Below are 14013 nucleotides of genomic sequence, written 5' to 3' on the forward strand. Positions count from 1 at the left end.
AGCAAAATTGAGGAGTGAACCCCTCTAGATGCTTACTTGTTGACAGATAGGAGTTTTGATGTTGATTTTTTACCTCGTTGACTGGCAACCTGCTGTTTAATTACATAAATAATAGTCAAGATATCATCAAGTAAATCAGATGAATCAGGTAAATCATAGTTTAAGATGATAGTTAGGGAGCTAAAACAGCGATCGCTTGAGGAACAACCCGAAACACAGCCGGAGTATGGGTGGTGATTTCTCCATCTGTATTAATAGAATGGGGTCTGCGAGTGTATACTGTGATTTCCTGACCTTCCAGGGCGCGAACATTTGGCGAATGAATATGTCGTCCTTGACGCATAGCCGGCAGCAAAGGCAGAATTTGCCACCAATGATCAATTTCTAAGCTATAAAGATCCAGCCTTTGATCATCTATAGCTGCATCGTGAACTACAGCCATCCCCCCACCATAATAGCGACCATTACCCACAGCAATTTGCACAGTTTTAACATAAATTGATTCATCATTCATGCGAATTTCTGCACTAAAAGGGCGGGATTTCCAAATTACTTGGAATGCAATTGCCGCATAAGCAAATATACCCCAACGCCGTTTAATTTCCTTAGTTAATTGTTGAGTAATTTTTACACTTAACCCCAAACTAGCCACATTAAAAAAATATTTGCCATTTACAGAACCTAAATCAATCCTCCGTAACTTTCCAGAAGCAATAATTTGACACGCTTCTATTAAAGAGTTAGGAATTCCTAAAGTCCTTGCTAAGTCGTTAGCAGTTCCTAATGGTAAAATACCCAAAGGTAATTGAGTCTCAACTATCGCCTCAATAGCAGCATTAAGTGTACCATCACCGCCACCCACAATTACCAAATTTATTTCTTGTTGATAATGCCGAATCAAATCACCTAATTGATTTGGATGTTCTGTAGATTCTGTAATTATCTCTAAACCCAATTTATTGAAACAATTTATCGCTTCTTGGTAACGTTCTTGTCCTTTACGGGAATTACTATTTACTAACAATAGTGCGCGGATACTCATTTTAGCTGCCTTTTGTAGTTTGTATATGGAATTATTTACATCAATTTACTGAAAATCTCAGTGCAGGATGATTAAAAGGTTGAGACTTAACTGATTATACAATACAGTAATATGGTTCTAGTATAACGGAGCATCAATTATTTGGTTTTGTCTATAGTAATCATTATTTAGTTTGAATAAAAATATTCCCGACTTATTTATATCTATCTAAAGGAATATCTAGAATATCTATTATTTAATAATATTTTGACTTGGTTTTATTGATATAGAATAGTGGCAGTTTTGCAACCCAAAATAAATATGAGTTCATTAACAATTTTACAAAACATTGAAAAACATCTTCCCATCGCTTTTTGAGCTTTGTATGCCCAAATCTTTGATTTTAGAGCAATTCTCATTTTAAGGTTTCATGACATTGAAACCTTAAAAATTTTAAAAATCTCTAAACCAATAATTTTGTAGGGGCAAACCCCCCGTGGTTGCCCCAAATACCGGGGTAGGCACGGGGGCGCTACCCCCACATTAAATCCAAATCTTTTAGATAATTATTGAACATAAGTAGGTGAACAGAAAAATTTAAAGGTATATAACGGTATGTAAAGTTGTCTCAATACGAGATTCTGATTGAGTTTCAGCCATTTTAAAAAACGCAATACCCCTCATTTTTATTTTGTTCACTTACTTAAACGAATACATAGCAACTAGAGGATATTACTCGCAAGATCATGACTTCTAAGAAAAAAGTTAACGATCGCTCACAGTTGTGCAAGAGTAGAGAACAGTAGTATGCTAAAAAGAGTGCCTTATTTAACCCTGACTCGGTGAATTCTGCTGTAAGAGTGAATTAACTGCGCTCTTGTGACAAATCTATGGTAAATATAAATATGCAATATAATAGTGTTATCGTTACTATAGCCACAGTTAATTTTGATAATATAGTCAGCTTTTATACTCAATTACTAGAACAAAAACCAAAGAAACTTATTCCCCATATCTATGCTGAGTTTCACATTGCTGGTTTAAAGTTAGGTATTTTTAAACCTAAATCAACAAATGAGCCAGAATTTGTTGTTAATTCCCAAAGTCCGCTCAGTTTATGTTTGGAAGTGAATAATTTAGAAACTGCCATATCTCACCTGACATATTTAGGCTGTACCTCACAAAGAGACATTTCTATAGCTTCTCACGGACAAGAAATTTATGCCTACGACCCCGACGGCAACCGTTTAATTTTACATCAATCTCATCAACAGGGACCAGGCAAATATTATGATCAATGACCAATGACAACTAACAAACAATAAATGTCAATCACACAAAATTACAAATTAAATTTGATTCAATGGTATCCCGGACACATTGCCAAAGCTGAAAAAAATCTCAAAGAACAGCTAAAACGGGTTGATGTGGTTTTAGAAGTAAGAGATGCCCGTATTCCTATAACTACAAATCACCCCCAAATGAATGAATGGGTGGGGACAAAAGCCAGGATATTGGTACTCAACCGGGTAGATATGATTTTGCCACAAGTGCGATCGCGCTGGATAGAGTGGTTTAAAAATCAAGGCGAAGTTCCATATTTTACCAACGCCCAACATGGTCAAGGTGTCACCGCCATAGCCAAAGCCGCCCAAGCAGCAGGTATTGAACTTAACCAACGCCGCACAGACAGAGGAATGTTACCCCGTCCCGTCCGGGCTGTCGTCATTGGTTTTCCCAATGTCGGTAAATCAGCCTTAATTAACAGGTTGATAGGAAAACGAGTCGTAGAAAGCGCTGCCCGTCCCGGTGTTACTAGGCAACTGCGGTGGGTAAGAATTTCTGATCAATTACAATTACTGGATGCCCCTGGTGTCATTCCTGCCAGACTGGACAGCCAAGCCGCAGCCGTCAAATTAGCTATTTGTGACGATATTGGTGAAGCAGCTTATGACAATCAACTCATAGCCGCAGCATTCGTAGATATACTTAACGAACTTCAGGAAACACATTCTCATTTATTACCACCACATCCATTACTGTCACGGTATGAGATAGATTCCATCATCCACACAGGAGAAGACTACTTACAAGTCTTAGCAGAACATCGTTATAAAGGTGATGTAGAACGTGCTGCCAGACAAATGATCACCGATTTTCGGAAAGGACTTTTGGGTAATATTTCCTTAGAATTACCACCATTTTAAATACTAATTTGTGATATTTTCAAAATTAGCATTAGAGGGTGTTTGAAAAGTATTAGATGAAACCGATAATCTCCAGAAACCTAACCCCCTCCCCCACCTCCCCTACCCCCTCACCTCCCCTACCCCCCCCACCTCCCCTACCCCCCCCACCTCCCCTACCCCCCCACCTTCCCAAAGCATCCGGGAGATTAAAGGGGGTAATTTATTTTTTGGTGTTCCCTAATACTGGAGAGGTTTACCAGAGGGGTTTCATATTTGGTTAAACTATGAACCGTTTACAGTATAATTGCACTGATACTTGCGCCCTTAGCTTCGAGCCTGATATAACAGTCATGAATCAACTTACCCTCGTTTTCCAGCAAGAAGGACATACCGAAACATTAGTTCCAGTAGATAAAGATGTATTTATGATTGGACGGTTGCCAGAATGTGACATGGTATTACCCATTGAAGGAATTTCTCGCAATCATGCGCGAATCGTCAAAAGTTCTGATCATGTGTGGACTATTCAGGATTTAGGTAGTAAAAATGGTACGCAAGTTAATCAGTATTTGATTACGGGTATCCAAGAATTAGCTAATAATGATGTAATTTCCTTGGGCAACATTAAATTATTAGTAAAATTCAAAAATATAAATACAAATGGTAATACTAATATATTTTTAGAAAAGGTCAATACTCAACTACAAAAAACAATTTTTCGGAATGTTGAGGAACTACAACAACAATGGATAAGTGCTAATACTATTAATAGCAATAACAATAATCAAAATGAAACTATTGCTCGTCTTAAAGATTTGGTAGATATAGCTAAAAATCTTTGTGCTGCTGCATCTATTGAGGAAATTTTCTTCCAAGTACAACAGGTGGTTTTTCGTTATCTTGATAGTATTGACCGATTAGCCCTATTAGTAAAAATCGATGATTATGGTAATTTAGAGTTAATAAATTCTGCCACTAGAAATATTTCCGAACAAGAACATTTAGCTACAGATGGTAGTTGGATTAGTCGCAGTATTTGTCAAAAAGTATTTGCAGAAAAAATTGCTATTCAAAGTGCCGATACTCAATCTGATCAACGTTTTTCTAGGGAGAAAAGTATTTTAGTTAAAGGTATTCGTAGTGCTATGGCTGTCCCATTATGGGATGAACACAAAGTAATTGGAGTTCTCTATGCTGATGCTAGTCTGTCTTCATCTCATTGGGAAAGCGAAGGGGAAGAAGAACTCAGCTTTTTTTCAGCTTTGGCTAATATTGTAGCTTCTAGCGTGCAACGTTCGTTGTTAGTAGACAAACTCAAAAATGAAGAAGTAATTCGTCATCGTTTAGAAAGATACCATTCTCCGGCTGTTGTCCAACAATTGATAGCTGTTGGTGGTTCTCCTGATGGACGTTTAGCGCCTAGAGAAAATGAAATTAGTATTTTATTTGCAGATTTAGTCGGTTTTACGGCAATTTCTGAACGATTGACACCTACAGAAATTGCTCAATTATTAAATAATTTATTTGAAGAAATGTTGAAAGAAGTATTTTTGTATAGTGGTACCTTAGATAAATACATTGGTGACTGTATTATGGCATTTTTTGGCGCTCCTGACCCAGATCCAGGTCATGCAGATAGGGCAGTTGCCTCAGCGAAGGGAATGCTAACTCGGTTAAAACATCTCAATGCTAATCATTTTTGGCAAGAACCTTTACAATTACGGATTGCTATTAACAGTGGTAAAGCTGTAGTTGGTGATGTTGGTAGTTCTCAGAGGGTGGATTATACTGCTTTAGGAACGACAATTAATTTGGCAGCTAGGATGGAGACTATTTGTTCTCCTGGTGAATGTGTAATTAGTGAAGTTACTTATAATATGTTGTCAGAAAAATCTGATTTTTTTGATATCGGAGCTTATCGTTTTAAAGGAATTGATCGTTCCATTAAGCTATATCAAACTAAAATGTATGAACTATAATATTGCTGACGATGTGCTGTAATGGGTAGTAGTCCGTCAACCCGAAAATGACGGGTGAAGGCAAGCAGGGGGCAGGGGAGGTAGGGGAGGGAAGAACAGAAGTTTTTTCCGATCATTACCCGTCAAAATAAATTTGACTAACTACTAGTACAAAACGGCGTAAATAAACCAACTATTCTAAATCCTCCAAAAGACTATACTGTCTTCATTTTGACTTTTGACTTTTGACTTTTGACTTCCGCCTTGCGGTACTAGTGGGTAATCTGGAATAGAGCGTAATTTACAATATTATCCAAAAATCCTGTTGATATTGTGACAATTTTATAGGCTTTTGGCATACTATTGGCAAATTGGCGAGGTATTGATTTAATGACAAATTATTTTCATTATTTTCCCTCCAAGTCAATTTTCGTGTTAGCTTCTGTAGTGAATGTGTGTAAGACTGGTAAACTACCTCAAACTATTTTTTAATGGGAGGTCAGGTTATGGCTATAGCTACTATTAATCCCACCACTGGGGAAACGCTCAAAACTTTTGAGCCACTAAAAGATACAGAAATTCTTGCCAAGTTGGATTTAGCAGGAAAGTCTTTTGAAGGATATCGTCAGACGAGTTTTGTAGAGCGATCGCACTGGTTAGAACAAGTAGCAACTATTTTAGACCAAGAAAAGGCAGATTTAGGGAAATTGATGACCCTGGAGATGGGTAAACCATTAAAAGCGGCGATCGCAGAAGTTGAAAAATGCGCCCTGGTTTGTCGTTATTATGCCGAAAATGCCCCTAGTTTTCTAGCTGATGTCACCATTAAAACCGATGCTAGTCATAGTTTTGTAAAATATCAACCTTTAGGGGTAATTCTCGCCGTCATGCCTTGGAATTTTCCATTTTGGCAAGTTTTCCGGTTTGCTGCACCAGCACTCATGGCAGGCAATGTGGGGCTACTCAAACACGCTTCCAATGTGCCACAGTGCGCCCTGGCGATCGAAGATATTATCAACCGTTCCGGCTTTCCCAAAGGTGTATTTCAAACATTGTTAATTGGTGCTGCCCAAGTTGCCAATTTGATGGCTGATGATCGCATCAAAGCCGCAACCTTGACAGGTAGTGAACCAGCCGGTGTATCCCTCGCCGTTGCATCTGGGAAACAAATCAAAAAAACTGTTTTAGAATTGGGGGGTAGTGACCCATTTATTGTTTTAGAAAGTGCCGATTTAGAAACAGCAGTTAGCACCGCAGTAACAGCGAGAATGTTAAATAATGGACAATCTTGTATTGCTGCGAAACGCTTTATAATTGCTGAATCTGTGGCTGATCAATTTGAAAAACTGCTGTTAGAAAAATTTCAAGCTTTGAAAATTGGTAATCCAATGGCAGCAGATACAGATTTGGGACCATTGGCAACTCCCGATATTCTCCAAGAATTAGACCAACAAGTTAAAAATGCGGTAAAAAGTGGTGGTAAAGTCCTCACAGGTGGACATCCTTTAACAGAAATGTCGGGGAACTTTTATCCGCCCACAATTATCATAGATATTCCTGTAGATACACCAATTGCCCAAGAGGAATTTTTTGGACCTGTGGCATTATTATTCCGAGTTCCTGATATCGAAGCGGCAATTAAATTAGCTAATGATAGTCCCTTTGGTTTGGGTGCAAGTGCATGGACAACAAATACAGAAGAACAAAATCGCCTAATTCAAGAAATTGAAGCCGGGGCAGTATTTATTAACAGCATGGTTAAGTCTGATCCTCGTTTACCTTTTGGGGGAATTAAGCGTTCTGGTTATGGTAGAGAATTGAGTATTCAAGGTATTCATGAATTTGTGAATATCAAGACAGTTTGGGTGAAATGATTGTTTTTTTGAAACGCAGATGAACGCAGATGGACGCAGATAAAGGCAGATAATTGGTTTTTATTTATGCCTTGATTTGGTGATTTTGATATTTTTTTATTTTGAGGAAATGATATGAATACCGCAGAATTATTAGTACAGTGTTTAGAAAACGAAGGAGTTCAATATGTTTTTGGACTCCCTGGAGAAGAGAATTTGCACGTTTTGGAAGCTTTAAAAACATCATCAATTCAATTTATTACTACCCGTCATGAACAGGGTGCTGCATTCATGGCTGACGTTTATGGTAGGTTAACAGGAAAAGCCGGAGTCTGTCTTTCTACCCTTGGTCCTGGGGCAACTAATTTAATGACTGGGGTGGCAGATGCTAACTTAGATGGTGCGCCATTGGTGGCAATTACGGGGCAGGTGGGAACAGATAGAATGCACATTGAATCCCATCAATATTTAGATTTGGTGGCAATGTTTGCCCCAGTTACTAAGTGGAATAAACAGATTGTCAGACCGAGTATTACACCCGAAGTTGTGAGAAAAGCCTTCAAGCGATCGCAAACTGAAAAACCCGGTGCTGTTCACATTGATTTACCAGAAAATATTGCCGCCATGCCTGTCGAAGGCAAACCTTTAAATAAGGATAATAGCGAAAAAACCTATGCTTCCTTTGCCAGTATTCGCGCCGCTGCTGGGGCAATTTCCCAAGCCGTTAATCCCATCATTTTAGTCGGAAATGGCGCAATTCGCGCCCATGCTAGTGATGCAGTCACGCAATTTGCCACCCAAATGAATATTCCCGTCGTCAATACTTTTATGGGTAAAGGAGTTATTCCCTATACTCATCCTTTAGCACTTTGGTCTGTGGGATTACAACAACGAGATTTCATTATCTGCGGCTTTGATAATACAGATTTAGTCATAGCAATTGGCTATGATTTAATTGAATTTTCCCCCAAAAAATGGAATCCTGAAGGAACAATTCCTATTATTCATATTGCGGCAACTTCTTCAGAAATTGATAGTAGTTATATTCCCCAAGTAGAAATAGTTGGTGATATTTCTGATTCCCTCAATGAAATATTAAAATTAGCAGACAGACACAATAAACCCAATCCCTATTCTATTAGCTTGCGTTCTAACATTCGCGCTGATTACGAAGAATACGCCAAAGATGATGAATTTCCTATTAAACCGCAAAAATTAATTTATGACTTGCGGCAAGTTATGGGACCAGATGATATTGTAATTTCTGATGTTGGCGCACATAAAATGTGGATTGCTAGACATTATCATTGTCATAGTCCCAACACTTGTATTATTTCCAATGGTTTTGCCGCTATGGGTATTGCCATCCCCGGTGCATTAGCCGCAAAATTAGTTCACCCAGATCGTAAAGTTGTCGCTGCCACTGGTGACGGTGGTTTTATGATGAATTGTCAAGAATTAGAAACAGCTTTGCGAGTCGGAACACCATTTGTTACTCTGATTTTTAATGACGGTGGCTATGGTTTAATTGAATGGAAGCAAGAAAATCAATTTGGTCCAGGTAACTCATCTTTTGTCCATTTTGGTAATCCTGATTTCGTCAAATTTGCCGAAAGTATGGGATTAAAGGGTTATCGCGTCGAATCCGTTGCGGATTTTATTCCTTTACTGAAAGAAGCTTTGGCACAAAATGTACCAGCGGTGATAGATTGTCGGGTAGATTATCGAGAAAATCGCCGTTTTACCAAAAAAGCCGGTGAGTTAAGCTGCGAAATTTAAATCCTTGTGGGGTAGGTATTTTCCCAATCTTGAAATCCTATCCCACAATCTCAGATATCCTGAATACGGAGCGGTTTAGCAGTGCTAAATCTCCACAAATCTAGGTCTTTATTGATTTTATTTATTGTGGTTCTTTAGCACTTGTTATGCTAATAAATGTGTATTCTCAATTAGGGTTAACACAATACAAAGAATTAGGATCTTTGTAATTTCGATGAGTTGCTTTGTAAAGTAATTGAGCCTGGTATTCTTGTCGACAATATTCATCCAAATTAAGGCCTACTGGACTAATATCCTGTGAATCATTAGTACCATGAGTCATTCCTCTTTTTTTGAACTGACATACCCATCGAAATACTGGATAAACCAGTGGCTTATCTGTGCTTAACTTGTGGGAAGGGATAGCTACGTAATAATTTTCTACGTTCTCTTTTGGATATCTCTCCCTGAATGCTTCTTTAGTTGTCTCATGTTTACACACATCATGCAAATTAATTTTTGCTTCTTGATACGTCTGGTTTTGAAAATCACCCGAATAAAATGTCCATGAAATTGATCCCGTTCCTAGTGCCACTATAATATTAATTAATATGGGATTATTCTTTAATATCCCTATTAATTTAGATAATTGCTCAATTAAATCAGTCAGAGCAAGTAAAATGCTATGAACTTGGGAATTCATATTCTGTTTTTTATCAGAATCAGCATTCTGGATTTGATCAGGATCTTTATCTGGTGTAGGAGAATGTGACATAAAAAAAGTTAAAGTACATTTCTAAAACCTGCATAAATATACCAGAATCATAAAATCTTGTCAAATCTACTACAATGGCAATGATCAAATTATTCAATAGTATAAAAGAGAATTTATGTATTTTACCTTGATTTTTTCTACCCTTAAATACTCCTGCTGGTACTCCCCATAGGGATCTTAATTAAATAGACACTCTATACCAAATTTCTATAAAGTTTTGCTTTTATACCTAGTCCAAATTGGAAAAAACTTTGATTTGTAGATTTGTAGGTTGGGTTGAAGTATAAAACCCAACAAAGCAGGAAATGGACTGGGAAAAAAATTAGAATCTGTGCAACAAACAGCACAGATTTTTCTAGCTGAAAGTATTATTTATAAGTAAATCAAAACTTAGATTTTTTCACCTTCTCCCATAAACTAATTTATATTTTGACTATTTTTTTCTAAGAGGATGTTTGAAAAGTGGTATTCCGTAATTTTCATCACATTGCTACCCCCCTTTCCCCTTGTAAAGGGGGGAAACAATAAAAATCCAGTTCCCTCCCCTTTACAAGGGGAGGGTTAGGGTGGGGTAAAAAATATTTGATACATCAACCATAACTTTTCAAACACCCTCTAACAACAATCAAAATCATTTTGACAAATCAATAAAATTGGGGATTACTTTTACAGGATGCTATGTTCCCAACTTCTATGCAAATTTGTCAAAATCCCAATTGTTCCAACCCCTTCAACCCGAAAACCTCTAAATCTTGTCTGAGTTGTCAAGAAAGTAATTTTGGGGAAATGCTGCGAAACCGTTACCGGGTTTTGAGGTTATTAGGTGAAGGTGGATTTAGCAGAACCTACGCTGCTGAAGATGTAGATAGACTGAATGCACCCTGTGTAATTAAGCAATTTTTCCCCCAAGTTCAGGGAACTGGACAACGTGCCAAAGCAGCGGAATTTTTCAGAGAAGAAGCTTTTAGACTCTACGATTTGGGAGAAAACCATGGCCAAATTCCCCGACTTTTAGCTTACTTTGAACAAGGTTCTAGTTTGTATTTAGTACAGGAATTTATTATTGGGAAAACTCTTCTCGAAGAACTGCAAAATCAAGCTTATGATGAAACCCAAGTTCGGCAACTTTTGGCTGACTTATTACCAGTTATAGATTTTGTTCACAAACATAATGTAATTCACCGCGATATCAAACCAGAAAACATTGTGCGTCGAGATAGTGATAGAAAACCCGTATTAATTGATTTTGGAGGTGCGAAACAAGTTACTCAAACCAGTATAGCTAGACAAGCAACAGCTATTTATACCCTTGGTTATGCCCCAACTGAACAAATGGCTGGGTTTGCTTGTCAAGCAAGTGATTTATATGCCTTGGGTGTCACTTGTGTACGCTTATTAACTCAAGATCTACCATTACAAAATGATTATGGACAACTTCAAGATCATCTTTATGATGCCATGAATGCTAAATGGTTATGGGCAGAACGTTTACGAATCAAAGGAATTACTATTAGTGATGAATTAAAGCAAATCCTAGATAAGTTACTCCAACATTTTGCACATGATAGATATCAATCAGCAATGGATGTTTTGGATGATTTAAACTTTCCTAAATCTCCCGTAGTCATTAAATTTTCTTCCTTTCCTAAACCACCATTAATACTTCCACCTTCCCCAAAAATTACTGTTCCCTTACCTTCTTTGTCCAACTTTGATTTTTATGTAATTACCGTAGATACTTCGGGGAGAGAAGTTAACCGTGATAGACGAAATACTAAATATTTTAAAGAAGAATTAGGCAGAAATACAACTTTAGAAATGGTATCAATTCCCAATGGGAATTTTATCATGGGTTCTCTAAGTTGTGAAGGTGATGATGATGAACGTCCTCAACATCAAGTCATAGTTCCAGCGTTTTTCATGGGAAAATATCCTATTACCCAATTACAGTGGAGAACCATAGCAGCTTTACCTCCAGTTCAACAAGAATTGCCCCCTAACCCCTCAAAATTTAAAGGTGCAAATTTGCCTGTCGAAAATGTTTCTTGGTATGAAGCTGTGGAATTTTGTGCCAGATTGGCAATTAAAACTGGGAGAGAATATCGTTTACCTAGTGAAGCCGAATGGGAGTATGCTTGTCGCGCAGGAACTACCACATCTTTCCATTTTGGAGAAACTATTACTTCTGATTTAATTAACTGTAGCGGTAGCGATACTTATTCTGTAGAACCAAAAAGTAGATTTCGGAAAGAAACAACTAATGTTGGTTATTTTGAAGTTGCTAATGCTTTTGGTTTATATGATATGCACGGATTAGTCTGGGAATGGTGTGCAGATTCTTGGCATAATAACTATCATGGCGCACCTACAAATGGTAATGTCTGGGAAGATGGTGGTGATAAACATCGTCGGGTTTTAAGGGGTGGTGCATGGAATTTTGGTGCAGAACTTTGTCGCAGCGCTAGTAGAAGTTGGAATGAAGCAGACGGTGGTTTAAGAATGTGTGGGTTTCGGGTAGTATTTTCTGTTTAAATTGAATTAGTAGTGAGGACTTTAGTCCTCAAAGTTAACAACAACTAATCTAAATTAAATTCCACAAATTCCGGTAATCCTGGATATATCATGTTCCGATCTATGGCTGAGAAAATTTTATTATTAGTATGATCAGAATTTAAACAGCGACAAACTAATTGGGCAACATCTGCACGATGAATAGTACCCACAATCTGAGGATTTTCGGTGATAATTCCGTTGTTGGTTGCTGGTGCTGATTTTAAACCACCAGGACGGATAATTGTATAGTTAAGTCCGCTGGAAATTAAATATTGTTCTGCTTTTTCTTTTTCAATTAAAACTGGTTTGAGTGCTTCTAAAGCTTGGGGCGGTAAAGCCACCACACTATCACCACTACCAATGGAAGTTACGAGAATAAACTTTTTAACTCCTGCTTTGACTGCGGCATCAATGAGGTTTTTATTACCGATATAATCAGGTTTGATATTATCTGTGGGTAAACCACCTAATGTACTGATAACGGCTTGAATAGGTTCATTTCCTAAAATTGCCTGTTCAATATCAGTTACATTTAACGCATCTCCTAGAATTGGATAAACACCCATTGCTTTTGCTGCCACAGCAGCGGCTTCTGTTCTCAACAGGGCTTTAACTTGAATTTGTTGTGCTATCAAATATTTAGCGATTTCTTGCCCAACACCGCGACTAGCACCGGCTAGAAAAATGGAAGATGAGATTAACATAATTAGTCTATAAAAAGATGCTATACTTACATTTAGCACAAAACTGTCATTTTAGAACGGAACTATTTCAAAGGCAAAAGTACCAATTAAATGTTCATCAATATAGACTTCTATTTGATGTTTACCCAAAGGATCTCCAGCAGCAATAGTCCAAAAATTTTCAATTACACCATTCACAGGTGTTACTGTGCGTGTGGAAGTTGCTGTTTTTCCATCTTTCGATATGGAGAAATTTTTATTATTTTCTGTTGTCCAAGTTTCGGGGGCTTGTGGTAAAGTTAAAACTTCCCGCCATTTAACTTTACCTTTGATGTTACCTTGATAGTTGTTAAGTGTAATTCTCCAACCATAAGCATCACCTTCTTTTAATGGAACTGTAGTTGTTGGAAAAAAATTAACTTTCCCTTCTGGGTTGACTATCTTTACGCCAAATTCACTCTTATTAACAACTATTTGCTGATTAATAATTGGTTGATCATAATTTATTATACTTCCTGCCAAAGCCATGTTAGACTTATGGCAAACCGGAGTTATTATCGGCAATATCAAAGAAATCAAAACTAATAAAAACTGGAAATTTATAATTTTCATCAACTTTATTTTCTAGTAAGTAAGTAGGATACAAAATGTATATATCCTACTAGAAAAAAGTATTTTTGGCAATAGTTAATCTTCATCAAGTGCAGGTAAAAATTCTTCAAATTGCCACAATTGATCTTTCTTTTCTAGAAACCAAATTCGAGTTTCTGTGGTTAATTTACCCCAGATTACATCAACAGGAACATGGGGAGAAGCATATTGAAACTCTTCACCAATAATTCTGAGATTATCCTCTATATTCCGAGGCATACCAAAATCTTCCCAATCAATTTTGACATTCCTGCCGGTAACTCCCGCAGTCGGATCAAAAACTAATTGTGCGGTTCTGATTAAATCAGCAAAGTGTTGTGCTTTTAGTCCAATTACTTCTTGGATTTGAGGTGATTGTTGAGGATCTTGAGACATTTTCGCTGGAGTTGTGTAGATGTATAATTTAGAAAAATTACTGCCAGAGATAATCCCAGTATTCCCATTTTAGCTCAAAAAATCCAAAGAAAATCAATATTTCTATCTTGTTGTTTCGTCAGGAATAAGTAATTGGACAAAAATATTTACAGTCATTGCGAGCGAAGGGAAGCAATCACAACCCTTGGAATTGCTTC

General features: G+C 37.4%; 11 protein-coding genes. 6 read left to right on the forward strand and 5 right to left on the reverse strand.

Annotation, left to right across the window (positions count from 1 at the left end; translation table 11 throughout):
- Positions 1-172: 172 nt before the first annotated feature.
- Positions 173-1042 (reverse strand): lipid kinase, encoded by an 870-nt coding sequence (locus HEQ36_RS23800; RefSeq protein WP_053537688.1) that lies wholly within the window; start codon positions 1040-1042, stop codon positions 173-175.
- A gap of 884 nt (positions 1043-1926) precedes the next feature.
- On the opposite strand from HEQ36_RS23800, the gene HEQ36_RS23805 reads away from it, so the two are divergent.
- From HEQ36_RS23805 to HEQ36_RS23825, 5 genes are all read left to right on the forward strand, one after another.
- Positions 1927-2322 (forward strand): VOC family protein, encoded by a 396-nt coding sequence (locus HEQ36_RS23805; RefSeq protein WP_053537687.1) that lies wholly within the window; start codon positions 1927-1929, stop codon positions 2320-2322.
- A gap of 24 nt (positions 2323-2346) precedes the next feature.
- Complete coding sequence (gene ylqF, locus HEQ36_RS23810) at positions 2347-3228, forward strand: ribosome biogenesis GTPase YlqF (protein WP_039201498.1); 882 nt, start codon at positions 2347-2349, stop codon at positions 3226-3228.
- A 332-nt stretch (positions 3229-3560) separates the two neighbouring features.
- Positions 3561-5189 carry an adenylate/guanylate cyclase domain-containing protein gene (locus HEQ36_RS23815; RefSeq protein WP_053537686.1) on the forward strand — a complete coding sequence of 543 codons (1629 nt, stop codon included), beginning with the start codon at positions 3561-3563 and terminating at the stop codon, positions 5187-5189.
- A gap of 485 nt (positions 5190-5674) precedes the next feature.
- Positions 5675-7042, forward strand: coding sequence for an NAD-dependent succinate-semialdehyde dehydrogenase (locus HEQ36_RS23820; RefSeq protein ID WP_053541152.1), 1368 nt, complete (start codon positions 5675-5677; stop codon positions 7040-7042).
- Positions 7043-7156: 114 nt separating this feature from the next.
- Entirely contained in the window at positions 7157-8800 is a 1644-nt protein-coding gene (locus tag HEQ36_RS23825) for an acetolactate synthase large subunit (RefSeq protein ID WP_168635149.1), read from the forward strand.
- A gap of 166 nt (positions 8801-8966) precedes the next feature.
- On the opposite strand, the gene HEQ36_RS23830 is transcribed toward HEQ36_RS23825, so the two are convergent.
- The gene (locus HEQ36_RS23830; RefSeq protein ID WP_168635150.1) at positions 8967-9554 is read right to left on the reverse strand and encodes a hypothetical protein; all 588 of its coding nucleotides are present in this window, start codon (positions 9552-9554) and stop codon (positions 8967-8969) included.
- Positions 9555-10247: 693 nt separating this feature from the next.
- Between HEQ36_RS23830 and HEQ36_RS23835 the strand changes: the two genes are divergently transcribed.
- Positions 10248-12086 carry a bifunctional serine/threonine-protein kinase/formylglycine-generating enzyme family protein gene (locus HEQ36_RS23835; protein WP_168635516.1) on the forward strand — a complete coding sequence of 613 codons (1839 nt, stop codon included), beginning with the start codon at positions 10248-10250 and terminating at the stop codon, positions 12084-12086.
- 44 nt (positions 12087-12130) lie between these two features.
- On the opposite strand, the gene HEQ36_RS23840 is transcribed toward HEQ36_RS23835, so the two are convergent.
- The 3 genes from HEQ36_RS23840 to HEQ36_RS23850 form a co-directional block, all read right to left on the reverse strand.
- The gene (locus tag HEQ36_RS23840) at positions 12131-12811 is read right to left on the reverse strand and encodes an SDR family oxidoreductase (protein WP_168635151.1); all 681 of its coding nucleotides are present in this window, start codon (positions 12809-12811) and stop codon (positions 12131-12133) included.
- Positions 12812-12862: 51 nt separating this feature from the next.
- Positions 12863-13402 carry a hypothetical protein gene (locus HEQ36_RS23845; protein WP_053537682.1) on the reverse strand — a complete coding sequence of 180 codons (540 nt, stop codon included), beginning with the start codon at positions 13400-13402 and terminating at the stop codon, positions 12863-12865.
- A 75-nt stretch (positions 13403-13477) separates the two neighbouring features.
- A complete protein-coding gene (locus HEQ36_RS23850) occupies positions 13478-13816 on the reverse strand; it encodes a hypothetical protein (protein ID WP_027403615.1) in 339 nt (112 codons plus the stop codon).
- Positions 13817-14013 lie beyond the last annotated feature (197 nt).

The organism is Anabaena sp. 54 (assembly GCF_017355725.1).
In the GTDB taxonomy this organism is placed as follows: domain Bacteria; phylum Cyanobacteriota; class Cyanobacteriia; order Cyanobacteriales; family Nostocaceae; genus Dolichospermum; species Dolichospermum heterosporum.

Coding starts and splice junctions, on each gene's coding strand:
- HEQ36_RS23800 (WP_053537688.1), bottom strand. CDS start 1,042: ATGAGTATCCGCGCACTATTGTTAGTAAATAGTAATTCCCGTAAAGGA.
- HEQ36_RS23805 (WP_053537687.1), top strand. CDS start 1,927: ATGCAATATAATAGTGTTATCGTTACTATAGCCACAGTTAATTTTGAT.
- ylqF (WP_039201498.1), top strand. CDS start 2,347: ATGTCAATCACACAAAATTACAAATTAAATTTGATTCAATGGTATCCC.
- HEQ36_RS23815 (WP_053537686.1), top strand. CDS start 3,561: ATGAATCAACTTACCCTCGTTTTCCAGCAAGAAGGACATACCGAAACA.
- HEQ36_RS23820 (WP_053541152.1), top strand. CDS start 5,675: ATGGCTATAGCTACTATTAATCCCACCACTGGGGAAACGCTCAAAACT.
- HEQ36_RS23825 (WP_168635149.1), top strand. CDS start 7,157: ATGAATACCGCAGAATTATTAGTACAGTGTTTAGAAAACGAAGGAGTT.
- HEQ36_RS23830 (WP_168635150.1), bottom strand. CDS start 9,554: ATGTCACATTCTCCTACACCAGATAAAGATCCTGATCAAATCCAGAAT.
- HEQ36_RS23835 (WP_168635516.1), top strand. CDS start 10,248: ATGCAAATTTGTCAAAATCCCAATTGTTCCAACCCCTTCAACCCGAAA.
- HEQ36_RS23840 (WP_168635151.1), bottom strand. CDS start 12,811: ATGTTAATCTCATCTTCCATTTTTCTAGCCGGTGCTAGTCGCGGTGTT.
- HEQ36_RS23845 (WP_053537682.1), bottom strand. CDS start 13,402: ATGAAAATTATAAATTTCCAGTTTTTATTAGTTTTGATTTCTTTGATA.
- HEQ36_RS23850 (WP_027403615.1), bottom strand. CDS start 13,816: ATGTCTCAAGATCCTCAACAATCACCTCAAATCCAAGAAGTAATTGGA.